This window comes from Candidatus Omnitrophota bacterium (assembly GCA_028699255.1).
GTDB lineage: Bacteria > Omnitrophota > Gorgyraeia > 2-01-FULL-45-10 > 2-01-FULL-45-10 > FEN-1322.
Genome location: JAQVUX010000005.1, coordinates 142,246 through 166,350, shown reverse-complemented (window position 1 = coordinate 166,350; position 24,105 = coordinate 142,246). Strand labels below are relative to the sequence as shown.

The 24,105-nt window shown below is 49.0% G+C and carries 27 protein-coding genes; 26 read left to right on the top strand and 1 reads right to left on the bottom strand.

Annotation, left to right across the window (positions count from 1 at the left end; translation table 11 throughout):
- The coding region (locus PHS46_05695) for a molybdopterin-binding protein (GenBank protein MDD3906007.1) at positions 1-863 on the bottom strand (863 nt) is incomplete at its 3' end.
- 140 nt (positions 864-1,003) lie between these two features.
- Here PHS46_05695 and PHS46_05690 point away from each other — a divergent pair.
- The 26 genes from PHS46_05690 (at position 1,004) to ruvX (ending at position 24,102) form a co-directional block, all read left to right on the top strand.
- A complete protein-coding gene (locus tag PHS46_05690; protein MDD3906006.1) occupies positions 1,004-1,522 on the top strand; it encodes an ORF6N domain-containing protein in 519 nt (172 codons plus the stop codon).
- Positions 1,523-1,698: 176 nt separating this feature from the next.
- Entirely contained in the window at positions 1,699-2,715 is a 1,017-nt protein-coding gene (recA, locus tag PHS46_05685) for a recombinase RecA (GenBank protein MDD3906005.1), read from the top strand.
- 2 nt (positions 2,716-2,717) lie between these two features.
- On the top strand, positions 2,718-3,194 hold the full coding sequence (locus PHS46_05680) for a regulatory protein RecX (protein ID MDD3906004.1): 477 nt from the start codon (positions 2,718-2,720) through the stop codon (positions 3,192-3,194).
- On the top strand, positions 3,184-5,793 hold the full coding sequence (gene alaS, locus PHS46_05675) for an alanine--tRNA ligase (GenBank protein MDD3906003.1): 2,610 nt from the start codon (positions 3,184-3,186) through the stop codon (positions 5,791-5,793). The genes PHS46_05680 and alaS overlap by 11 nt, the downstream gene beginning before the upstream one ends.
- 53 nt (positions 5,794-5,846) lie before the next feature.
- Positions 5,847-7,067: a histidinol dehydrogenase gene (gene hisD, locus PHS46_05670; protein ID MDD3906002.1), complete on the top strand. Its 1,221-nt coding sequence runs from the start codon at positions 5,847-5,849 to the stop codon at positions 7,065-7,067.
- A gap of 260 nt (positions 7,068-7,327) precedes the next feature.
- Complete coding sequence (gene hisB / locus PHS46_05665; protein MDD3906001.1) at positions 7,328-7,936, top strand: imidazoleglycerol-phosphate dehydratase HisB; 609 nt, start codon at positions 7,328-7,330, stop codon at positions 7,934-7,936.
- The gene (gene hisH, locus PHS46_05660; protein MDD3906000.1) at positions 7,933-8,556 is read left to right on the top strand and encodes an imidazole glycerol phosphate synthase subunit HisH; all 624 of its coding nucleotides are present in this window, start codon (positions 7,933-7,935) and stop codon (positions 8,554-8,556) included. The genes hisB and hisH overlap by 4 nt, the downstream gene beginning before the upstream one ends.
- A 7-nt stretch (positions 8,557-8,563) precedes the next feature.
- Positions 8,564-9,298 carry a 1-(5-phosphoribosyl)-5-[(5-phosphoribosylamino)methylideneamino]imidazole-4-carboxamide isomerase gene (gene hisA / locus PHS46_05655; protein ID MDD3905999.1) on the top strand — a complete coding sequence of 245 codons (735 nt, stop codon included), beginning with the start codon at positions 8,564-8,566 and terminating at the stop codon, positions 9,296-9,298.
- Positions 9,280-10,056 (top strand): imidazole glycerol phosphate synthase subunit HisF, encoded by a 777-nt coding sequence (gene hisF, locus PHS46_05650; GenBank protein ID MDD3905998.1) that lies wholly within the window; start codon positions 9,280-9,282, stop codon positions 10,054-10,056. The genes hisA and hisF overlap by 19 nt, the downstream gene beginning before the upstream one ends.
- 93 nt (positions 10,057-10,149) lie before the next feature.
- Positions 10,150-10,545: a phosphoribosyl-AMP cyclohydrolase gene (locus tag PHS46_05645; GenBank protein ID MDD3905997.1), complete on the top strand. Its 396-nt coding sequence runs from the start codon at positions 10,150-10,152 to the stop codon at positions 10,543-10,545.
- Between the two features lie 44 nt (positions 10,546-10,589).
- Complete coding sequence (trpE, locus tag PHS46_05640; protein ID MDD3905996.1) at positions 10,590-12,068, top strand: anthranilate synthase component I; 1,479 nt, start codon at positions 10,590-10,592, stop codon at positions 12,066-12,068.
- Positions 12,065-12,628: an aminodeoxychorismate/anthranilate synthase component II gene (locus PHS46_05635; GenBank protein ID MDD3905995.1), complete on the top strand. Its 564-nt coding sequence runs from the start codon at positions 12,065-12,067 to the stop codon at positions 12,626-12,628. Before trpE ends, PHS46_05635 begins: the two co-directional genes overlap by 4 nt.
- A 1-nt stretch (position 12,629) precedes the next feature.
- Complete coding sequence (locus PHS46_05630; protein MDD3905994.1) at positions 12,630-13,778, top strand: DNA adenine methylase; 1,149 nt, start codon at positions 12,630-12,632, stop codon at positions 13,776-13,778.
- Positions 13,779-13,787: 9 nt separating this feature from the next.
- Positions 13,788-13,937, top strand: coding sequence for a hypothetical protein (locus tag PHS46_05625; GenBank protein ID MDD3905993.1), 150 nt, complete (start codon positions 13,788-13,790; stop codon positions 13,935-13,937).
- Between the two features lie 5 nt (positions 13,938-13,942).
- Positions 13,943-15,250 (top strand): DNA methyltransferase, encoded by a 1,308-nt coding sequence (locus PHS46_05620; protein ID MDD3905992.1) that lies wholly within the window; start codon positions 13,943-13,945, stop codon positions 15,248-15,250.
- Positions 15,240-15,938 (top strand): MjaI family restriction endonuclease, encoded by a 699-nt coding sequence (locus tag PHS46_05615; GenBank protein MDD3905991.1) that lies wholly within the window; start codon positions 15,240-15,242, stop codon positions 15,936-15,938. Before PHS46_05620 ends, PHS46_05615 begins: the two co-directional genes overlap by 11 nt.
- A gap of 420 nt (positions 15,939-16,358) precedes the next feature.
- On the top strand, positions 16,359-17,369 hold the full coding sequence (gene trpD, locus PHS46_05610; protein MDD3905990.1) for an anthranilate phosphoribosyltransferase: 1,011 nt from the start codon (positions 16,359-16,361) through the stop codon (positions 17,367-17,369).
- Positions 17,366-18,142 carry an indole-3-glycerol phosphate synthase TrpC gene (gene trpC, locus PHS46_05605; protein MDD3905989.1) on the top strand — a complete coding sequence of 259 codons (777 nt, stop codon included), beginning with the start codon at positions 17,366-17,368 and terminating at the stop codon, positions 18,140-18,142. The genes trpD and trpC overlap by 4 nt, the downstream gene beginning before the upstream one ends.
- Positions 18,142-18,786, top strand: a complete 645-nt coding sequence (locus PHS46_05600; protein MDD3905988.1) for a phosphoribosylanthranilate isomerase — start codon at positions 18,142-18,144, stop codon at positions 18,784-18,786. The genes trpC and PHS46_05600 overlap by 1 nt, the downstream gene beginning before the upstream one ends.
- On the top strand, positions 18,783-19,958 hold the full coding sequence (gene trpB, locus PHS46_05595) for a tryptophan synthase subunit beta (protein MDD3905987.1): 1,176 nt from the start codon (positions 18,783-18,785) through the stop codon (positions 19,956-19,958). The genes PHS46_05600 and trpB overlap by 4 nt, the downstream gene beginning before the upstream one ends.
- A 21-nt stretch (positions 19,959-19,979) precedes the next feature.
- A complete protein-coding gene (locus tag PHS46_05590) occupies positions 19,980-20,813 on the top strand; it encodes a Bro-N domain-containing protein (GenBank protein ID MDD3905986.1) in 834 nt (277 codons plus the stop codon).
- Between the two features lie 22 nt (positions 20,814-20,835).
- A complete protein-coding gene (locus tag PHS46_05585; protein MDD3905985.1) occupies positions 20,836-21,270 on the top strand; it encodes a hypothetical protein in 435 nt (144 codons plus the stop codon).
- 343 nt (positions 21,271-21,613) lie between these two features.
- The gene (locus tag PHS46_05580; GenBank protein ID MDD3905984.1) at positions 21,614-22,003 is read left to right on the top strand and encodes a hypothetical protein; all 390 of its coding nucleotides are present in this window, start codon (positions 21,614-21,616) and stop codon (positions 22,001-22,003) included.
- Positions 22,000-22,791 carry a tryptophan synthase subunit alpha gene (gene trpA, locus PHS46_05575; protein MDD3905983.1) on the top strand — a complete coding sequence of 264 codons (792 nt, stop codon included), beginning with the start codon at positions 22,000-22,002 and terminating at the stop codon, positions 22,789-22,791. Before PHS46_05580 ends, trpA begins: the two co-directional genes overlap by 4 nt.
- Positions 22,781-23,689 carry a mannose-1-phosphate guanylyltransferase gene (locus PHS46_05570; GenBank protein ID MDD3905982.1) on the top strand — a complete coding sequence of 303 codons (909 nt, stop codon included), beginning with the start codon at positions 22,781-22,783 and terminating at the stop codon, positions 23,687-23,689. The genes trpA and PHS46_05570 overlap by 11 nt, the downstream gene beginning before the upstream one ends.
- On the top strand, positions 23,686-24,102 hold the full coding sequence (gene ruvX, locus PHS46_05565) for a Holliday junction resolvase RuvX (GenBank protein ID MDD3905981.1): 417 nt from the start codon (positions 23,686-23,688) through the stop codon (positions 24,100-24,102). Before PHS46_05570 ends, ruvX begins: the two co-directional genes overlap by 4 nt.
- Positions 24,103-24,105: the final 3 nt, after the last annotated feature.

Genomic DNA, 24,105 nt, shown 5'->3' with positions numbered 1-24,105 from the left:
ACGGCGATCGTCTTTTTTCGCGCGGTCAGGATAGCGCCGACAGAACCCTCCAGCGTTTCATCGTCGTAACCGAATATATAATCTTTAAGTCTCGAGCGTATCTTCGTTTCAATTTTCCCGATGGCCTTCGCGGCGCTCTTTTCATCGCCGGCTTTGGCCATTATCCTTAAATTGACCTCGTCCAGTTTCGCGTAAATCCCGACGGTGGTCGGCGGCTTTAGTTCCAAAAGGTCTTTTACCGCCTTATTTACCATAGATTCGGCAAGGCCGGTTATCTTTATCGTCCTGTTTCTCAGGGTAGACGGCCCATGATAGGGCGCGCTAAAGTGTGCCCTACGGACGTACCTATCTCTACTCATAAGGTACGGGACGATATCGTCTACGACCATCGGTTCCAATTCTCTGGGTGGGCCGGGCAGGCATATTATTACTTTATCTTTCCAATTTATCAAAAGCCCCGGAGCGGTGCCTACTTTATTGCGCACGCACTTTACGCCTTCGGGCGTATATGCCTGGCGCAGGGTCGCCTCGGGCATCTTTATCTTTTTGAATTTGAAATAATCTCTTAGGCACTTGAGAACCATTTTGTTCAGGACGAGCTTTTTACCGATAAGAGCGGCGACCGTTTCGATCGTGACATCATCTACAGTCGGGCCGAGCCCGCCGGTAGTGATAACGATGTCGGAGCGGCCTATGGCCTGCCGTATGGAAGAGGTGATGCGCTCGGGATTATCGCCGACGACCGAAGTGTAATAGACGTCTATTCCGGCTTCGGCAAGTTTTTGGGAAAGAAACGCCGTATTCGTATTTATGATGTGGCCTAACAGGAGCTCTGTGCCTATCGATATTATTTCGGCGGTCATGTCTGGATTATAGCACACCCCAAAAAAAAGTTAAAATATTTTGCAACAAAACCGCGTTTTAAGCGTCTATATAGTGAGGGGATGTGAGCGCATAAAAATAGAACCGTCATAATTAGTGATTGGTTCGGGAAGGTGAGGCGATGAAAGAGATAATACCGCAGGATATGATTGAAAATAGGATATTTGTGATAAGAGGACAAAAAGTTATGATAGATAGAGATTTGGCCGAATTATACGGCGTAGAAACAAAATATCTTAACAGGCAAGTCAGGTATAATAGTCAGCGGTTTCCTGAAGAGTTCGCATTCCACCTCACTCGTGAAGAAAAAGATGAACTGGTGCAAAATTGTCACCGGTTCGAAACGATGAAACACTCGATAACTTTCCCGTATGTGTTTACCGAACATGGCGTAGCTATGCTTTCAAGTGTCTTGAACAGCGAAAAGGCAATAAGGATAAATATCGGTATTAGCAAAACATTTATGAGACTACGCGAAGTTGTTGCAACCCACAAGGAACTTGCGCATAAGCTGGCCGAGCTTGAAAGGAAGATGGATAAACACGATAAGGATATCGGGTTGATATTCGAGGCTATCCGGCAATTGATGGCGCCGCCGCCTGAAAAACCGAAGAGATTGATAGGTTTTAAGCGCCCTTAGCCGCGCCAAAATCGCTTTACACTAAGGAGGTGATGAATGTATAATATATGCTCTAAAATGATATGATAACGATATTGTCCGATTTTCAATAAACGAAAAGAAAAGGAGAATGAGAGATGGTTAAGCAGAAGGGGAAGGAAAAGGAAGAGGTTAAAGAGGCTAAGGATTCGAAGGATATGTCCGAGGCTGATAAGCAAAGCCAGAAGATCCAGGATCAGAAGACAAAAGCGCTCGACCTGGCGGTTGAGCACATAGAGAAACAGTTCGGGAAGGGCTCTATAATGAAGCTCGGCCAGGACTTTAAGCTCGACGTGCCGGCTATCCCGACGGGGTCGGCGGCCATCGACATAGCGCTCGGTGTGGGCGGGGTTCCGCGCGGCAGGGTCATCGAGATATTCGGCCCGGAGTCGAGCGGCAAGACGACGCTTACCTTGAGCATCATAGCGAACGCGCAGAAGATGGGCGGGACGGCCGCCTTCATCGACGCGGAGCACGCATTCGATCCGGGGTACGCGAAGACGATAGGCGTCAACCTCGACAATCTCCTCATGTCTCAACCGGATACCGGCGAACAGGCCCTCGAAATTGCCGAGACGCTCGTTAAATCGAACGCGATCGACGTCGTAGTCATCGATTCCGTCGCGGCATTGACGCCGAAGGCGGAAATCGACGGTGAGATGGGCCAGTCGCACATGGGATTGCAGGCGCGGCTCATGAGCCACGCCCTGCGCAAACTCTCCGGATCGATCGCGAAGTCTAAGACATGCGTAATATTTATCAACCAGATCCGCGAGAAGATAGGTGTCATGTTCGGCAATCCCGAGACGACCCCGGGCGGCAGGGCGCTTAAATTTTACGCATCGGTTAGGATCGACCTCCGGCGCATCGCGTCCTTGAAGAAGGATGAAGTGGCGGTCGGCAACCGTGTCCGCGCGTCGATAGCTAAAAATAAGGTAGCGCCCCCGTTCAGAAAAGCGGAATTTGACATAATGTTCGACGAGGGAATATCAAAGTCGGGGAGTGTTCTGGACATGGCGGAGACATACGGCGTTACGCAGAAGTCGGGCGCGTGGGTCATCTACGGTGAGGATAAGCTGGGCCAGGGCAAGGAGAACGCCCGCGTATTCCTGAAAGAAAATCCTAATGTCATGGCGAAGATCGAGAAGGAAGTGCTGGAAAAAGCGTTGAAATAAAATTGGAACCCGATAAGAAAACGAAAAAAGCGATTAACAATGCCTACGCATTGTTGCGGCAGAGGCCGCGGAGCGAGTATGAGATACGCTCGCGCCTCAAACTCAAAGGCTATGGGAGCGATGTCGTTTCGGAGGTCATCGCCGGGCTTATCAAGTCCGGCGAGATCGACGATGCGCGGTTCGCCTGGCTCTGGGTCGAGGAACGTATGCGGCTCAATCCCGCCGGCGACGTCGTCCTGCGCCACGAGCTGAAGGTGAAGGGCCTGCCGGAGGCGGTGATCGACGCTACCCTCGCGAAGAAGGCCGTGGAGTACGACGAATACGGGATAGCCCTCAACATGGCTCGCGAGCGTTTCGAGCAGTTGAAGAAGCTCGATCGTCCGAAAGCGATAAAGAGGCTTTATGACCTCCTCGTCCGACGAGGATTTAAATATGATACGGTGCAAAGGATAGTGGATAAAATACTCAATGCGAACTGACGATATAAGACAGTCATTTCTGGAATTCTTCAAATCGAAGGGGCATACTTTTGTGCCGAGCGATTCGCTCGTGCCCAAAGACGACCCCACGCTTCTTTTTACCGGAGCGGGCATGAATCAATTCAAGGAGAAGTTTCTCGGGCGGAATATCACATATAAACGCGCCACCTCGAGCCAGAAGTGCCTGCGCACTGGAGATCTCGATAATGTCGGCAGGACGTCGGGCCATCACACGTTTTTTGAAATGCTCGGCAATTTTTCCTTCGGAGACTATTTTAAAAAAGAGGCTATCCAGTGGGCGTGGGAATATTTTACCAAAGTTTTAAAGATCGACTCTGAAAGGTTATGGGCTTCCGTTTACAAAGACGACGAAGAGGCGTATGAAATCTGGAAAAATGTTATAAAGTTGCCGGAGAACAGGATAATGAAATTCGGCGAAAAGGACAATTTCTGGCCTTCGGAAGCGCCTACGAAAGGGCCGAATGGCCCCTGCGGCCCGTGTTCCGAGATATTCTACGATTACGGCAAGAATGTCGGGTGCGGCAGGCCGGGCTGTACGCCTGCCTGCGATTGCGGCAGGTTCGTCGAGGTATGGAATATGGTGTTCACACAATTCGACAGGCAGAAGGACGGGGCGTTGAAGCCTCTGCCGAATAAAAATATCGATACGGGCATGGGGCTCGAGAGGCTCGCTTCGGTGATGCAGGGGGTAAAGACCAATTTCGAGATAGACATATTCGTGCCGATCGCAGAAGTCATTGCGAGTCACGCCGAAGGCGGGACGAAGCAATCTAAAATAGGGATTACTTCGTCGGCCGAAAAGAGATCGCAGCCTCCTCGCAATGACGCGCGAAGCAGGATCAGTGCTATCGCCGATCATATCCGGGCTGTTACTTTCTGCGTCGCCGACGGTGTGATGCCCTCGAATGAGGAGCGTGGTTATGTCGTCAGGAAACTTATCAGGCGCTCGATGTCGCATGCCAGGGAGATCGGAATAAAAGAGGTATTTCTTTATAAGCTCATCGGCGTGATAACGGATATGATGGGCGAGGCGTATCCGGATTTGAAAGAGAAGCGGGACGATATAGCGCAGGTTGTGAAGCGCGAAGAGGAAAATTTTATAACGGTCATTCATACGCAACTGCCCAAAGTCGAGGAGGTATTTTCGCGCGCGCATAGCACTGGCACGACAGGCAAAGACCTCGCCGCGGCGGCATTCGATTTTTATGATACATACGGCATGCCATACGAGATGCTCGAAGAGATAGCGGAAAAGTTCAGCCTAAAAATAGATAAGGCCGCGTTCGACGGATTTTTGGAAGAACAGAGGCAAAAATCCCGCGCGGGTACCAAGATAAAAGGCGAGATATTTACCGAAACATTCGCCAAGAAGGTGGAAGCGCTGGGCCTTAAGACGGAATTTTTAGGCTACGAGAACTCGCACGCCGAAGCGAAGGTCGTCGCTGTTCTGGATGGCGGCGAGGTGATACTCGACAGGACGCCATTCTACGGCGAGTCGGGCGGGCAGGCCGGCGACTGGGGCAGGATCGAGACGCCGTCGGGCGCGATGGAGGTAGAGGACGCCAAAAAGATAGGCGCTACGATAGTCCACATCGGGCGCATGTTGCGCGGTAAGCTCGTAAATGGTGAAACGGCTAAGGCTACGATAGACGAAGATATCCGCATGAAAGTGGCCGCCAACCATACCGCTACCCATCTTTTGCAGGCGGCCTTAAGAAAGGTGCTCGGCGAGCACGTCCATCAGACGGGTTCGCTCGTCGACAGCGAACATTTAAGGTTCGATTTTACACATATGAAGAAGATGGACGAGCGCGAGGTCTCGCGTGTCGAGGAGATGGTGAATGGTTTCATCAAAGACGCGGTGCCGGTCGGCAAGACCATCGAGTCGCTCGAAGAGGCGCGTAGCGAGGGCGCCATGGCGCTATTCGGCGAGAAGTACGAGAAAACGGTGCGCGTGGTTACGATAAAAGGTGTATCGAAAGAATTATGCGGCGGGACGCACGCCGATAACACAAAAGATATCGGCATATTCAGGATAACGAGCGAGAGCTCGATAGCTTCGGGCGTGCGGCGCATAGAGGCCCTTACCGGCGCGGCGGCGGTGGAGTGGATCGCGAAACAGGAAGAAGCTAAGGAATTAAAACTTAAGGCGCAGAAAGAGAAAGATGAAGGCCGCAAGAGGATGGGCGCGGTTTTGCAGGAGAACGCCGCGAGGATCGATTCATTTTTGGCCGGCGCGAAGACGGTAGGCCAAATTAAAATAATAGCCGAAACGATAGACGGCATAAATATAGAGGGCCTGCGTTCTTTAAGCGACAGGATAAAATCGAAAGAGGCGTCGTCGGTCATAATATTGGCCGCGAAAGACTCTGCCAGGGTGTCATTCATAGTAGCTGTCGGTGAGGCTCTCGCGGGAAAGAGTTTAAGCGCGGGTGACCTGGCCAAAGAGTTTGCCGCCATGATCGACGGTTCCGGCGGGGGAAAGCCATTATTCGCGCAGGGCGGCGGCAAGGCGCCGGAGAAACTGTCGGGCGCTTTGAAGGCTATAACAGAGGTTATCGCGAAGCGGTTAAAATGATAACCCGGCGGTAGGGGGTGAATTTCCTCTACGGCTAATTGGAGGTCTACGGGATGAAACTTGTCAAGGTTGGTAGTAAACAGTTCCAGAAACTTTGCGATCGCAATTCCGGACGCAATAAGCGTGTTACGGAGAGCGTGAGAAAGATAGTCGAGAACGTGAAGGTCTCGGGCGATGAAGCTGTTATAAAATACACCAAAAAGTTCGACAACGTGAAGCTTTTACCTAAAGAATTAAAGGTATCAGCCTGCGAGACGTCCGGCGCTTATCAGGATATAAAGCCGGAGTTTGTTTCTACTCTGAAGGTCGTTCTGGAGAACGTCCAGAAATTTTACAAAAAACAGCTTAAGAAATCATGGAAGATAAAAGACGCCGACGGCGTTCTGCTGGGCGAGCAGGTGATGCCGCTCGAACGCGTCGGGGTGTATGTGCCGAGCGGCACGGTGCCTCTCGTATCGAGTGTCTACATGACCGTGATACCAGCAAAGATGGCGGGAGTAAAGAAGACGATCCTCGTGACGCCGCCGAACCAGTACAAGTCGGTCGATCCGCACATTCTCGTAGTGGCGGATCTCTTGAAGGTCGACGAGATATATAAGATAGGTGGCGCGCAGGCGATAGCGGCGCTGGCGTTCGGCACAAAGTCGGTGCCGAAGGTAGACAAGATAGTCGGCCCGGGCAACGCGTACGTTACCGAAGCGAAGAGACAGGTATTTGGATACTGCGATATCGATATGCTGGCAGGTCCGACGGAGGTTGTGATAATCGCGAATCACCAGTCGAACATCAATTTTATCCGCGCCGACCTCGAGGCGCAGAGCGAGCATTTCATGGGATTGTCGATACTTATAACGAATTCTAAACGTGTCGCGCAGACATTAAAACGGGAGAATGTAAAAGGGTACGTTATTCTGGTTAAAAATATGGACGAGGCCGCCGATATCGCGAATATGCTCGCGGCCGAGCATCTGCAGATACTGACGAATAATCCGAAAAAGGTTGCTAAAAAGATAACGAACGCAGGCGCTATATTCCTGGGCCCTTACACGCCGGTCGCTGTAGGTGATTATGTCGCGGGCCCCAGCCATGTGCTTCCGACCGGAGGTAGCGCGAGGTTCTTCTCAGGGCTGGGCGTGTCCGATTTTTATAAGAGCTCGCACATTATTTCGTACACAAAGAAAGCGCTTGAGAAGGTAAGAGAGCCGCTTGAAAAGGTGGCGGGGATCGAAAGGCTTACAAAGCATCTGGATTCGGTGAAGGTAAGGTTTGAATAGATGAGAGACCGGTGCCAACCTCCGAGGAGGAATTACTTAAACTGGTTCCACCTCGGAGGTTATCAGCGCCTATGTTATCAGCGCCTCTGAGGTTATCAGCGCGGAGGAAGTTAACAAAGGATTGTAGCGGGATAACCGCGTAGGTTATTTGAGTAAAATAACTGGCCAACCTACGCGGTTAGGCATGAGGTACGCGGTTAATTGCAGAAAGGTTTGAATAAACGGAGAGTAGAAGTTATTGACTGTTAACATGGGAGTTTATGATGGCAAAGAAGATACGCGGCGCGAACATTAAACGTAAAACTACCGAGACGGATATATCCGGGAAGCTCGTCATCGACGGCTCCGGCAAGACGGATATAAAGACGGGTATAGGCTTCCTGGATCACATGCTTACGCTCTTCGCGTTCCACGGGCTATTCGATCTCACGCTCAGGGCGAAGGGCGACCTGCAGGTGGACGCGCACCACACCAATGAGGACGTCGCGATATGTCTCGGCAAGGCGTTCAAAGAAGCTCTCGGGGATTGTAAGGGTATCCGGCGCTACGGCGCTAAAGAAGTGCCGATGGATCAGGCGGCGGCCAAAGTGAGGGTCGACATAGGCGGAAGATACGCGTTCCTGTGGAAGACGCCGCCGTATTCGAACACGTTTCCCTCCGAGGGGTATACCATCGAAGAAGGTAAAGATTTTTTCGACACATTTGCCAAGAGCGCCAATATAAATCTCCACGCCGAAGTCTACGCGGGAGAGGACACTCATCACGTGCTTGAGGCGCTATTTAAAGCTCTCGGTATAGCGATAGACGAAGCGACTCAGATAGACGCACGACGCAAGGGCGTGCCGTCGACTAAAGGGACTATAGATTGATAGCAATCATCGACTACAGGATGGGTAACCTGCGCAGTGTCGAAAAGGCGCTCCAGGTTGCCGGCGGCCGGACGAAAGTTACCTCGGATCCGAAAGATATAGAGAAGTGCGATAAGGTCGTCTTCCCGGGTGTCGGCGCGTTCGGCTCGGCGATGAAGGAACTTAAAAAGCTTAAACTTGTCGCGCCGATCAGGGAAGCTATAGCTGAAGGGAAGCCTTTTCTCGGTCTGTGCCTCGGCTTACAGTTATTGTTCACGAAGAGTGAAGAGGCACCGGGCGTCAAAGGGTTGTGTGTTTTTGAGGGGGAGTCGAAAAAGTTCAAATTCAAAAGTTCTGCGTTTAAAGTTCCGCACATGGGATGGAATAATATAGCGAAGAATGGAAAAATAAAAACGAAAAATCCGGAAATATTAAGAGGAGTTGCCGACGGAGCTTATATGTATTTCGTGCATTCGTATTATGTACGGCCGAAAGACAAAAGCATAATTCTCACTACAACGGATTACGGCGGTGATTTTGTTTCCGGTGTATGCCGGGATAATGTCTACGCTTTCCAGTTCCATCCGGAGAAGAGCCAGGCGCTGGGACTTAAGATATTGAAAAATTTCGTAAAATTATGAGGCGTGAATGCTGGTAATACCCGCGATAGATATTAAAGCCGGTAAGGTGGTCCGGCTTACACAGGGCAGGGCTGATGCGGAGACAGTCTATTCGTCATCGCCGGTTGAGATGGCCCGAAAGTGGGCGTCCTGCGGCGCGAAGCTTATACACGTCGTAGATCTGGACGGCGCGCTGGAAGGAGAGCTAAAGAACCTGAAGGCTGTTAGCGAGATCGTGCGGGCTCTGCCCGGGATTAGTGTTGAACTGGGCGGCGGGATACGGGATCTGGGAACCATAGAACGCGTTCTCGATACCGGTATCGAGAAAGTCTGTATCGGAACCAGCGCGCTCGATGTCGGATTCCTGGCGTCCATCTCAAAGAGCGATTTTCGGGAGATGGTCGTTATAAGTGTGGATGCGAAAGACGGCATGGTCCACACAAAAGGGTGGGTGCAGAAGACGGATATCAAAGCGGTCGATCTTGTGAAGGAAGCGGTCGATTTCGGAATAACCGCTGTCAATTATACCGATATCTCGAAGGATGGGATGATGGAAGGGCCGAACATATATAGCTTAAGAGGGATACTGGCTGTGCCGCGCGCCAGGGTAGTAGCCGCCGGCGGCGTTACGACTATTGAAGATGTAAAAAAATTGAAGATGCTGGCCTCCGACGGGTTGGAAGGCATGATAATCGGCAAGGCGCTGTATGAAGGCAGGATAGACCTTACGGAAGCGATAAAAGTATGCTCACAAAAAGAATAATCCCGTGCCTCGACATAAAGGACGGCCGCGTGGTGAAGGGTGTGAATTTCGTCAATCTTCGCGACGCGGGCGGGGCGGTCGAGAACGCGCGTTATTATGATAAGGCGCTCGCCGACGAGCTTATATTCCTTGATATTACCGCCAGCCATGAGAAAAGGAATACAACGCTTGAGCTGGCGCGCAAAGTCGCGGAGACGGTTTTTCTGCCGTTTACAGTCGGCGGAGGTATCCGTTCCATAGACGACATACGGGCTCTTCTGAACGCCGGGTGCGACAAAGTTTCGATAAATACGGCGGCGGTTAAGGATCCTGCGCTTATACGGAGATCCTCGTCCAGGTTTGGCAGTCAGTGCATCGTTGTCGCGATTGACGCGCGGCGCAAAGCGCAAAGCGTCCGGCGTAAGACGTCCGGGTGGGAGGTTTTCATAAATGGCGGCAGGACGCCGACGGGCCTCGATGCCGTCAAATGGGCGAAGAAGATGGAGACACTTGGCGCCGGTGAAATACTTCTGACGAGCATGGACTATGACGGCACAAAGGCCGGCTACGATATTCCGCTAACCAGGGAGATAAGCGAATCGGTAGGTATTCCAGTGATAGCTTCGGGCGGGGCGGGCGAGCTCGAGCATCTTTATGAGGCGTTGACGGACGGTAAAGCGGACGCGGTGCTCGCGGCTTCGATATTCCATTTCCGGGAATATTCGATAATGGATGCTAAGAGATATCTAAGGAAGAGGAAAGTGGAAGTCAGGATTTAAAAGCACGTCATTGCGAGCGAAGCGAAGCAATCTAAAGCGAGATTGTTTCGGGTGCTTCGCACCCTCGCAATGACGGATAAAACAAGGAGATATATGGATAAGATTTTAGAATTAATAAAATTCGACGATAAAGGATTGATACCATCCATCATACAGGACGAAAAGACCAAAGAAGTGCTGACACTATGTTACATGAACCGCGACGCGCTTTTAAAGACGCTTGAGGCGGGCAAGATATACGTATTCAGGCGCTCAAAGGGGCGGCTTATGTTAAAAGGCGAGACGAGCGGTTGCACGCAGGCGGTCAAATCGCTGGCGATCGATTGCGAAGGTAACTCGCTTCTTTTTATGGTCGACCAGGAACGCGCCGCATGTCATGAAGGATATTTTACGTGTTATTTCAGGAGATTGAAAAAAGACGGGCAGTTCGAAATTATCGGCAAGCGTATTTTCGACCCGAAAACCGTTTATAATCAACCTACGCGGTAACCTACGCGGTTACCGCGTAGGTTGTAGGGTTAAGAGGTAATTAGATGTATCATCCGACGAAAAAAGAGTTCATGGCGCTGGCTAAAAAAGGCAATCTGATACCCGTATATGCGGAGATCATGGCCGATTTTGAGACGCCGCTGTCATGTTATACGAAAATAGACCGCGGTGATTATTCGTTCCTTTTGGAATCGGTCGAGGGCGGGGAGAGGATCGCGAGGTATTCGTTTCTCGGCAGTTCGCCTTCTCTGGTCTTTTCGAGCGAAGGCAACAGGGTCACGATCCGAGAAGGCAAGGCCGTTAAAAGCTTCCTCGTGATGGATCCCATCGAAGAACTTAAAAAACTTCTAAAGCCGTACAAGGCCGTGAATGTTCCGGGACTGCCGAGGTTCTCCGGCGGGTTCGTAGGATTTTTCGGATATGACATGGTGCGGTTTATGGAGAAATTGCCGAACAAGAATCCCGACGACCTGAAAGTGCCGGATTCGCTTTTGATGATGACGGATACGATCCTTATATTCGACCATGTCGATCACAAGATAAAGGTCGTGTCGAACGCCCACATAAAAGGCGACCCGGCGAAAGCATACGAAGAGGCTGTGAAGAAGATCGACAAACTCATCCGCGACCTGAAGGCGCCGTCTTCGGAGCGTTCTTACCGCTCCGCGAAGCCGCGTAAAATATTTCCTAAAATAAAATCCAATTTTACCAAAAAGGCTTTTGAGGAGCTGGTGCGTAAAGCCAAAGTTTATATAAAGAAGGGCGATATTATACAGGTCGTACCGTCCCAGAGGTTCGAGATACCGGTGTCGGCGCATCCATTCCAGATATACAGGGCGCTACGGTCGATAAATCCGTCGCCGTACATGTATTATCTGAGATTAGGTTCATTCTCGCTCGTCGGATCGTCGCCAGAGGTTATGGTCAGATGCGAAGAAGGCAAGGTCGAGTTGAGGCCGATCGCCGGGACGAGAAGGCGCGGGACAAGCGACGAAGAGGATTCTAAACTTATGAAGGAGCTTCTGGCCGATCCGAAAGAGCGCGCCGAGCACATAATGCTCGTCGATCTCGGCCGTAACGATATCGGCAGGGTCTGCGATTTTAAGTCGGTGCGCGTTTCAGAGCTCATGACCATAGAAAAATATTCGCACGTGATGCATATAGTAAGCGACGTCTCGGGACGGCTGACCAAAGGCAAGGATATGTTCGACGTCATACGCGCGACATTCCCAGCCGGCACTGTCACCGGAGCCCCGAAGGTGCGGGCGATGGAGATAATAGATTCGCTCGAAAACGTTCGCCGCAAAACGTACGCCGGGAGCGTGGGTTATTTCAGTTTTTCCGGGAACCTCGATTGCTGTATCACGATAAGGACGATCCTCGTAAAAGGCAGGACGGCGTACATACAGGCCGGCGGCGGGATCGTGGCCGATTCCGTTCCCGCGAAGGAATATCAGGAGACGGTCAATAAGGCCCGCGCGCTCGTTCGCGCGATAGAGATGGCGGAAGAGGGGATAGAATGATCTTAGTCATCGACAATTACGATTCATTTACGTATAACCTCGTCCAGTATCTGGGCGAGCTGGGCGCGGATCTTGAAGTTTACAGGAACGACAAGATAACGATAGACGCGATAACGAAGCTCTCGCCCGACAAGATACTTATCTCCCCCGGCCCCGGCGAGCCGAAGGACGCGGGTGTCTCGGAAGACGTTATCCGCCGGTTCGGCGCTACGACGCCGATACTCGGCGTATGCCTCGGCCACCAGGCGATAGGCGAGGTATTCGGCGGCAGGATCGTCGGCGCGAAGTCGCTTATGCACGGCAAGACGTCGAAGATATACCATAAAGGCAAAGGTATATTCAAAGGCTTGAAGAATCCTTTCGACGCGACCAGGTACCACTCGCTCCTTATCGAGAGAAAGAGTTTTCCGGGCGCGCTTACGATAACGGCGGAAACTAAAGCAAAAGAAATAATGGGGTTACAGCATAAAAAATACCCCATTTACGGCGTCCAGTTCCATCCCGAATCGATCCTGACGCTCGAGGGCAAGAAGCTGTTGAAAAATTTCTTAGAGATATAAAATGAATCCATTAGTTTCGCTATTCCCGGAATTCGTTATTGATTTCGATAATCCATATTTTACATCGCAACTTATTACTTATATCGGCAATAAAAGAGCTCTCCTGCCGTTTATTAACAAAGGAGTGGAAGCGGTTAAAAAGAAGCTCGCGAAAGATAATCTTATTATTTTTGATGGATTTTCGGGAAGCGGCGCTGTTTCGCGCTTACTCAAATATCATTCAAACAAACTTTGGGTGAACGATCTGGAAGATTACTGTGAAATCGTAAGCAGGTGTTATCTTTCGAATAGGTCGGAAGTTGATGAAAGGTTTATAAGAGAAACCATAGACCGGCTTAACGAAAATAAATTTAAAAGGCATGGAAAAGGGGCCGGATTTATCGAGAAAAATTACGCGCCGAAAGACGATGAGAATATAAAACCCGGCGAGCGGGTATTCTATACAAATAAAAACGGCAGAATTATCGATAATTTAAAGAGGATGATAAATACGGAGATCGATAAGGATATGCGGCATTTTTTTCTGGCGAGCCTTATCGTTAAAGCATCTATTAACACGAATACCTCGGGGGTATTCAAAGGATTTCATAAAAATGGGGATATCGGCTGTTTTGGCGGCCAGGGGGAGAATGCGTTGACACGCATAAAGAAGGAGATATCGCTGGAGTATCCGATTTTCAGCGATGTGGAATGCGAAGTTCATGTTTCTAAGCGCGATATTAATTCACTGATCAGGTCGACGGATGTACCGGAGGAATTCGATCTGGCGTATTACGACCCTCCTTACAATCAGCACCCTTACGGCTCGAACTATTTTATGCTTAATATTATAGCCGGAGAATCCGAAGAGGCTGAGATTCAGGATGGGGTGAGCGGGATAGCGCAGAATTGGAACAGGTCCGCTTATAATAGAAGTAGCCAGGCAAAAGAAGCGCTTGACGATCTAATATCAAATACGCGGGCAAAATACATCCTGCTCTCGTATAATGATGAGGGGATAATCGGCATAGACGATATAAAAGATACGCTTGGCAGATATGGCGCGTTTGAGCAGTTAACGCAAGAATATAATACTTACCGTGGATCTCGAAATCTGAATGGAAGAAATATAAAAGTAAACGAGTGTCTCTGGATCCTCGAAAAGAAGTAGGGGTATATTATGTCGGATAAACATTTATTGCGCAAGACCTATTTTCGTAATGAAAAATGGTCGATAAATGAGATGGTAGATATCATGTATGATATAGCTGAAAGAAGTACTCAATATTATTTTTCCAAATATGGAAAGAAGAATTTTTTGAAGGATTAAAAAATATGCAGACATGTCATAAAATTATTATAGGTGATTCGCGACAGATGGGAGAATTATCAGATTCTTCCATACAATTGATCGTTACATCGCCGCCATATTGGCAGTTGAAAGACTATGGTAACGATAATCAGATAGGGTATCACCATACTTATGAAGAATACATAAATAATCTTAACCTGGTATGGAACGAATGTTATCGGGTCTTAGAAGATGGGTGCAGGCTTTGTGTAAACATAGGAGATCAATTTGCGCGTTCAGTATATTATGGTCGTTATAAGGTTATTCCTATCAGAACTGAGATAATAAAATTTTGTGAAACAATCGGTTTTGATTACATGGGGGCTATTATATGGCAGAAGGTTACAACTTGTAATACTACCGGTGGAGCCACCATAATGGGATCTTTCCCATACCCTAGAAACGGAATATTGAAATTAGACTATGAATTTATTTTAATCTTTAAAAAGCAAGGTATTGCAAAGCCAGCCAATACCGAAGTACGGGAAAAGTCAAAATTAACAACGGAAGAGTGGAATAAGTATTTTGCCGGTCATTGGAATTTTGCAGGAGAAAAACAGGGCAAGCACTTAGCGATGTTTCCCGAAGAATTACCAAAAAGGTTAATCAAGATGTTCACATTTGCGGGCGATGCTGTTTTAGACCCTTTTTTAGGGAGCGGCACTACAATGTTGGCGGCCAAGAACTTAAACAGAAATTCTGTCGGATATGAAATAAATGCAGATTTTTTAACAGCTATAAAAGAGAGGGTGGGGTATGGTCAAAATTTGTTCAGTAATAATATTAAATTTGAAATATTAACGCAGGAAAAACAGCTAATGAATTTTGAAGAGAAGATTAAAAGTTTGCCGTACATTTTTAATGATCCGATAAAATTTGATAAAAAAATAGATCCGAAAAAATTACAATTTGGTTCAAAAATTGATCAAAATAGCAGTGGGAGAGAAGAGTATTTTACGGTTGAAAAGGTAGTTAGTCCTGAACTTCTGGAATTAAATAATGGTTTAACCGTGAGATTATTGGGTGTGAAACAGGATGACACAAAAAATGGCAAGGCCACCGAATATTTAACGCATAAGACCCAGGGGCAGAAAGTATTTTTAAAATATGATCAAGTGAAATATGATTCTATGAATAGATTATTGTGTTATATGTATCTAAAGAATAAAACTTTTGTAAATGCTCATCTTATTAAGACGGGGTTTGCGCTTGTTGATACAAGCATGCCATTCAAGCACAAAGAAAAATTTTTAGAATTGCAAAATCTGGAGTATGCGCATTATGAAAAATAAAAAATATTCAAAAGATTTTGGAAAAAAGGAAAAGGTTCTTAATTATGCTTGCCAAACATATCAATTATCTCGACCTAATAAGGTTGGGGCCGTGATGGCGTTAATCCGGGAGTGTCAGCCTAAGTCGATAACGGATTGGGAAGAGTGGTATTTTAAAAAAGCTTATACGGATGGTAAGAATCCAGCAAAGATTACAGAAGGGGTCATGGAAGAACTCGGAGAAAGATTGTATGTTAAGATAACCGAAATAGTTATCCCTGAATGGCAGGAAGCATTCAAGAATTTAACTTTGCGTGATTGTGTCGAATATATCCGAAACCTTACTATCGCAAGAACGTATGATGGTTTTCTGCGTGAAAAGTCGGTAGTGACAGATAACATTGCTAAAAAATTTCCTCAAGTGCGTTTCGAAGAATCTGATCCTGAGCTTGATCATGCAGGAGACATTGATTATTTAGGTTATGTCGGGACGAAGGCGTTCGGGATACAAATCAAGCCGGTAACGGCCAGGGGAAATTTTGGCAACTACTCAGCTACTGAAAGAATGAAGGCAAGCTTTCGTGAATTTGAGGCGAAGTACGGCGGAAAAGTTTTTACGGTTTTTAGCATTGATGACGAAATCGAAAATATGGATGTCATAGAAGCGATAACGAAAGAAGTAAGTCGCTTGAAGAAAACAAATATTTGATGGGATGAAGGACCTGATGTGGGGCAATACGTCGAAGGCAAGAAGCTGTTGAAAAATTTCCTCGATCTTTAAAGGCAAATATTTAGCCTAAGTGGATAAGTTGCGGACGTTTAAACAGTCGTAAAATTAGGAACAGTTTTTTTGGGTGTCGTATCAGTTGATATAAATATTGGCATCTGCGGTGGTGAAAAGGAATGGGTTCCCGCTTTTGCGGGGATGACATTAGAAGTGATGCGATAGGCGAGGGGACTATGCTTACGCGACGACGTAAAAATCGCGAGCGGGCAAGGTTCCCGAGCCGGGGTTAACAAAGGTGCGAGGGAGAGCGAGCGATTTTTCTCGAACAAAATTTTTCTCGCTGGGAAAAATTTTGTGTTCGGCGCGAAGCATAGTCCCCTCGCCAGATGAGAGTTAAGTGTGATGCTGACGGAAGCGATCGAGAAAGTTAAACAACATAAAGACCTGACCGACGATGAGATGACTGCCGCGTTCGGCGAGATAATGTCGGGAGCGGCTTCGCCGGGCGCTATAAGCGTCTTCCTCGCCGCGCTTCGGGCGAAGGGCGAGACGGTCGACGAGATAACCGCCGCGGCAAAGGTTATGCGCCAAAAGTCGCTACGCGTTGATGTAGGCGGTGAGGCGGTTCTCGATACATGCGGCACCGGAGGCACGGGGATAAGCACTTTCAATATTTCGACTGCGGCGGCTTTTGTAGTGGCTGGTTGCGCCGTCAAGGTCGCCAAACACGGCAATAGGACAGCCTCGCGCCGGTGCGGTTCGGCGGATGTTCTGGAGGCGCTCGGTGTCAGGATAGATATAACACCCGGCAGGATCGCCGGGTGCATCAGAGAGATAGGGATAGGTTTCATATTCGCGCCTATGTTTCACACCGCGATGAAATATGCCGCGGCCCCGAGGCGGGAGCTGGGCGGCAAGACCATCTTTAATCTGCTCGGGCCGCTCTCGAATCCGGCGCTCGCCACACTGCAGGTTGTCGGAGTCTATGACGCGAAGCTGACGGAGACGGTGGCGGGTGTTTTGAATAAACTGGGCACGGAACGGGCGTTTGTCGTAGCCGGCGCCGACGGGCTCGATGAGATAACGATAACCGGCAAGACAGTAGTTTCGGAGCTTACGGCGGGCCGGGTGAAGACGTACTATGTCGAACCCGCCTCGTTTGGTTTGCGCTCCGGCCGCCTCGAGGATATAAAAGGCGCGGGGCCCGAGGAGAATGCTTCGGCGATCCTGTCGATACTGAAGGGCGAGTCGGGGCCAAGGCGCGACATAGTCCTGGCGAACGCGAGCGCGGGGCTCGTCTGCGCGGGGAGAGCTAAAGATATTGTAGAAGGCGTAAAACTTGCCGCGGAATCCATAGATTCCGGAGCGGCTTTCGAAAAGTTGTCCGGATTGATCGAGATGACAAACAGATGATACTATCGCGTATAATCGAAGAGAAGAGGCGGGAGGTTGAAGAGGCGAAACGCGTATTGCCTGTCGAGGCGATCGCTAAACTGGCCGGGGCTATTTGCGTGAAGAGTTCTTTTAAGAAAAATATTTCCAGGCCGCATCATATAAATCTGATAGCGGAGATAAAGAAGGCGTCGCCGTCGCGGGGGATAATCAGGGCGGATTTTAATCCGGTAAAAATAGGGATAACGTACCAGGCCAATGGCGCCAGCGCCATATCGGTTCTGACGGACGAGCGTTTTTTCGAAGGGAAGCTCGAGTATATAAAAAAGATCAAAGACAGCATTTCGCTTCCAATATTACGCAAGGATTTCATAATAGACGAGTACCAGATATACGAATCGGTTGTGGCGGGAGCGGACGCGATCTTATTGATAGCGGATCTATTATCGACGGGTGAAATGAAAGCATTTTACGATCTGGCCGTTTCGCTCGGCCTCGATGTTCTTATGGAAACGCACACCGAGGAAGATGTCGACAAGGCGCTGGCTACAGGCGGGTCTATTATAGGAATAAACAACAGGGATCTGCATAATTTTAAGGTTGACCTGGGTGTAACACAAAAATTGATCCGTATGATACCTCCGAACAAGATAAAGGTGTCCGAGAGCGGGATACGCACATATGAAGACGTGATGTTCCTGAAATCGATAGGCGTGAATGCCGTCCTGATGGGCGAGGCGTTTATGGAGGCCGGCGACATCGCCGCAAAAATGCGAGAGGTGATGAGGTACTGATGACACTTATAAAAATATGCGGGATAACAAATAAGCTCGACGCTATAAACGCCGCCGATCTCGGCGTGGATATGCTGGGATTTGTATTTTACCGGAAATCGAAGAGATATGTTACGCCCGCCATGGCGGAAGATATTATAAATGAACTGCCGCCGCGTATCGGCAAGGTCGGCGTATTTGTGGACGAGAAAACGGAAGATGTAATAAGGATTGCCGAAGACACAGGGCTTAATATACTGCAATTCCACGGTAATGAAAACCCTGAATATTGCGCCGCGTTCCGCAACGGGTTCAAGACGATAAAAGCGTTCAGGGTAAGCACTCGCGACGATCTAAAGAGTGTTAACGGATACGCGACGGATTATTACCTCTTCGATACTTTGACAGGCGATTGCCCCGGAGGCTGTCCCGGAGGCTGTCCCGGAGGGACGGGCAAGCGTTTCGATTGGAATATATTGAAAGATTTCGAGATATTAAAGCCGGTTATATTGTCCGGCGGGTTGACGCCGGAAAACGTGGAGAGCGCTATAAGCGCCGTCGCGCCGTTTGGCGTCGATGTGTCGAGCGGGGTTGAATCCGCGCCGGGGAAGAAGGACGCGAAACTCTTAAAACAGTTTGTCGAGAATGTGAGGAAAGTCAGATGAAATTACCAGATAGGCGCGGATATTTTGACGGTTTCGGCGGCAGATTTATGCCCGAGACGCTAATGCCGGCTTTGTACGAACTTGAAAAGGAATACATTCGCGCGCGCGCCGATAAGTCGTTCAGGCGCGAATACGATTATTACTTAAAGGAATACGCGGGCCGTCCGACGCCGTTATATTTCGCGAAACGGCTTACCGGCATATTGGGCGGGGCAAAGATATATTTAAAAAGAGAAGATCTTTTGCACACAGGCGCGCACAAGATAAATAATACGCTGGGCCAGGTGCTTCTTGCCGTCCGGATGGGCAAGTCGCGCGTTATAGCGGAGACGGGCGCGGGCCAGCACGGCGTCTCCACCGCCACGGTCGCCGCGCTATTCGGGCTCGAGTGCGAGATATTCATGGGCGAGGAGGACATCCGCCGCCAGTCGGTGAACGTATTCAAGATGAAGCTTCTCGGCGCTAAGGTGACGCCGGTCTCGAGCGGATCGAAGACGCTCAAGGACGCGATGAACGAGACGATCAGGGATTGGGTCGCGAATGTCCGTAACACGTATTACGTGATAGGTACGGTCGCCGGGCCGCATCCGTATCCGGAGATGGTTCGACAGTTCCAGTCGGTGATCGGCCGGGAGGCGCGGCGTCAGATACTCGCGAAAGAGAAGCGTCTGCCGGATTATCTTGCGGCGTGTGTGGGCGGCGGTTCGAACGCGATGGGGTTATTCTACCCATTCCTGAAAGATAATGTTAAGATGGTTGGTGTCGAAGCGGCCGGGCTCGGCATAAATACCGGTAAACACGCGGCGACGTTATGTAAAGGTTCGGTCGGTGTTCTGCACGGCTCGAAAAGTTATATCCTGCAGAATGATGATGGCCAGATCGAGATAGCGCATTCGATCTCGGCCGGGCTCGATTACCCCGGCGTCGGGCCGGAACATGCGTATTACAAAGACTCGGGCCGCGCCGATTATGTCGCGGTTACGGATACTCAGGCGCTCGAAGGGTTTAAGATGCTGACGGAGACCGAAGGGATAATACCGGCCCTGGAATCGTCGCATGCGCTCTATCACGCCTCGCGCATGGCGCGGCGCATGCCGAAGACGAAGTCCATCATCGTCTGTCTTTCCGGCCGCGGCGATAAGGATGTCGATATCGTACGAGGTGCGCTTTAAATATATCGGGAATAGAGAAAAATGGATAAAGAAATAACTACTACCAGGATAGCGATTTTCAGAAGACGTGAAATAAGGAAGACCGTTTATAATAATGAATGGTGGTTTGTAGTTGTCGACGTGGTAACTGCCCTGACCGATTCTGTCCAGCCGGATGGCTATATTAAAGATATGCGCAGACGAGATCCGGAGCTTTCTAAAGGGTGGGGGCAAATTGCCACCCCCCTTTCGATAAGGACTTCGGGAGGTATTCAAAAGCTTAATTGTGCTAATACAGAAGGTATTTTTCGCATCATTCAGTCGGTACCATCCCCAAAAGCGGAACCTTTTAAGCGGTGGCTGGCCCGAGTCGGTTACGAGCGGATTCAGGAGATCGAGAACCCTGAACTTGCCACAAAAAGAACAAGGGCTTTATATAAGGCGAAAGGTTATAGCGATGACTGGATCGAAAAGCGGATGCGAGGAATCGCTATCCGTGAGGAGTTGACCGACCAGTGGCAGACACGCGGCATAAAAGAGCAAAAGGAATACGAAATATTGACAGCCGAAATATCAAAAGCGACTTTCGGGATGACCCCGTCCGCTTATAAAAAACACAAAGGATTGAAACGGGAAAATCTAAGGGATCACATGACAGATCTCGAGCTTATCTTTTCAATGCTTGGCGAGGCATCAACGAAAGAGATAGCCGTTAATAAAAACACTCAGGGGTTTGCTGAAAATAAACAGGCCGCTTTTGAAGGCGGCGCTGTCGCAGGCAACGCGAGAAAAGAGCTCGAGAGAAAAAGCGGAAAGAAAGTAATCAGTATGGAAAATTATAAAAAACTGCCGCAGAATAGAAAGCTGTTGAAGTAAGCGTGGGAAATAAGGTAAGCATATGAAAATGTTCTTAATCATTAGTAGCGTTTTAGTAACAGGCATTGTTATTTCTTGGTTGCTATCTGGGGATAGAGAACGGATAAAGACGCTTTTTCGGCTTTATAAATCTGGTAAATCAAAATTTCCAGAAATATCGGAAAGAGAAATATTGGAAATAGTAGTTGAAGAACTAATCCCTCATGGTAAAGCTGTAAAATTGCGGAATACAGGCATGACGGGAAAACAATACATTGATGGAGTGTTTGAAGCAAAACAGCTTGATATAGATGAGTTAATTTATCATATTATTACTAGTGAGTTTTATGTAAAATACAAATCTTTTACTGGGATTAGCTTAGAAGATATTAGGAAGCAAAACAGAAACATGGAATTGTCTGCACGCGATAAACTTAAATTGGCTATTAAAAAATATCATCAGAAATATCTTGGGTAAATGAAAACTGTTGACGTGAGTATTGGCACCTGTGGTAAAAAAAGGTTTTAAATAAAAGGGTAAAGAAGAGTTATGTGGGTAGGGCGGGTGGCATGAAGCAGACTTTTTTCGATTATCGTAGCGAGGCATGGGATGGGGGTGCCGCCGCTTAGGATTGATATGGTCAGGGCGGTACTGTCTGACTTAAAAATATCGCAGTCAATCCTGGCGGCATACAGATACGCGCCTGGCTTAAGCGTTAATTGTAAACCCCATGCCGAGCGATAAAGAAAAAAGAATGCTTCATGACAGGACCCGCCTAGAGCTCCGGCAGGGTTTGAAAAGTTTCAAAGCGAGGTGATTAGTGAAAATAAAACCGAATCTGCAGTTTTCGGTGATGTGCGACGATGTACGGCGCGAAGATAACGGCAAGTTTATACTCGTAGGCCTGTTCGAAGCGATAAACGCCAAAAAGTTCCCGGCGACGCACCCGACGCTGTTTCTGGCGAACAGGTGGTCGAAAGGCTCCGGTTCATTTACACAGAAGATACGCATTATGAACCCTAAAGACAATTCGATCATATTCCAGACGGATGAGCAGGTTTTTGAGTTATCCGATATCGACAGGCACCATACACTCGTTTCGAGGTTCAATAATCTCGTATTCCCGAACCCCGGTAAATACTGGGTCGAGGTACTCCTCGATGGCGAGCTTGTTATTAATTATCCAATAATGCTTACCGAGGCAAAATGAACAGAATAGATAAAAAATTCAAAGTGTTGAAGGCGTTGAAACGAAAGGCGTTCATACCTTATATTACTGCCGGCGATCCGGATATCGCGACGACGGGGAAGATAGTCCTCGCCCTGGAAAATGCCGGCGCCGATATCATAGAGCTCGGGATACCGTTTTCCGATCCGGTGGCCGACGGGCCGACGATCCAGGCGGCTTCACAGCGCGCGCTTGCCAAAGGCGCCAGCCTTAAGAAGATATTCGCGATGGTACAGGCCTTAAGAGCCAGGACCCGCATACCTCTGGTATTCATGACATATTACAATCCGGTTTTTAAATACGGCCCGGAAAAGTTTTTCAGGATGTGCCGTGAGGCGTGTGTTGACGGAGTGATAATCCCGGACCTGCCGATCGAAGAGGCGCGTGAAGCGATATCTTTAAGCAGGAAAGAAAACGTCGCATTGATATTTCTCATCGCGCCGACTTCACCGAAAGCGCGTATAGGCAAGATCGCCGCGAAGTCCACAGGATTTATCTATTACGTTTCGCTTACAGGGGTGACGGGCGCCAGAAAGAAGCTTCCACCGGAAGTTTTGGCGAACGTACGCCTCGTTAAATCCCTTACGGATAAGCCGGTTGCGGTTGGGTTCGGCATATCGGACGCGAAACAGGCCAGGTATATAGCAGGGGTGGCCGATGGAGTCATAGTGGGTAGCGCGATAGTGAAGATTATAGGCGAAAAGAAAGATGCGATCGCCCGGGTCTCGAAGCTGGCAAAAAAATTAGCGAACGCTATACATGGTAAATAAAAAAACATACGTAGTTGTGCTCGTGGGCGGAAAAGGCCGGCGGCTTCGGCCGCTTTCGACCGCGGCTGTTCCTAAGGCGTTTTTATCAATAACAAAAGACCGGAAGACATTATTCCGCAAGACGCTTGATAGGGTAAATGGGCTTGTGCCGGCTAAGGGTATGGTAGTCATTGCGAACAGGGCGCATAATAAACTTGTGAGGAAAGATTTCCCCGCTATCGCCGACGAGAACCTTATCCTTGAGCCCGTTTCGAGGAATACGGCCCCGGCGATAACATTGGCCGCCTCGATACTCGAAAAAAGGTCGCCCGGCGCGATAATGGTTGTATTGCCGACTGACCATTATATTACCGAAAAAGAACGATTCGCCCCGGCATTGAGGCGCGGCATAGCTTTTGTAAAAACGAACCGCGAAGCGATGCTGGTTATTGGCGTCAAGCCGAGATATCCTTCGGCGCACTTCGGGTATATTAAGATGGATGGGACTTCGCCCGTTAAGAAAAGCGCGCATAATGTGACGCGTGGCATAGTTAAGGTGCGAAAATTCGTAGAAAAGCCGGACAGGAAGACGGCGGAAAAATATTTGAAGACCGGTGATTATCTCTGGAATACAGGGGCATTTATATTCAGCGCGTCGACGCTCCTTAAGGCGGTAAAGAACCTCTCGCCCCGGGTTTATAACTCGATCATAGGTTCCGGCGATATCGGGAAGGTTTATCGGAATGTACCGGATATATCCATCGACTATGCTGTGATGGAGAAGGCGCGAAATGTGTATTGCCTTGCGGCTGACTACGAATGGCATGATTTAGGCGGATTTGAGAGCCTGATAAAGATATTAACCAGGGAAAAGAGAGAGTTTTCCTTAAGGGGAGGAAAGGTGGTAAGCATCAAATGAGGATAATGGCGCTCGATGTCGGTGCGAAAAGGATCGGCGTGGCGATGTCGGATGAACTTTTTCTTACGGCGCAGGGCGGCCAGACGATCTATCGCTCTTCGCTCCAAACCGATTTCGACAGTATAAAAAAAACGGTTGAGGCTAACGGTGTGGGCGAGATAGTGGTAGGCCTTCCTATAAATATGAACGGGACATTCGGCCCCAAAGCAAAAGAGGTTACCGAATTTATCGAAGCTCTCGCCAGGGTGGTGAGTGTCCCCATTAAAACATGGGACGAGCGTCTTACGACGGCGCAGGCTAACAGGGCGCTTCTCGAAGCCGATACAAGCCGGGCCAAACGTAAAAAGTCGGTGGATATGTTGGCCGCGCAGATAATTTTGCAGAGCTATCTCGATTCGCGAAAGAGAGGATGAGTG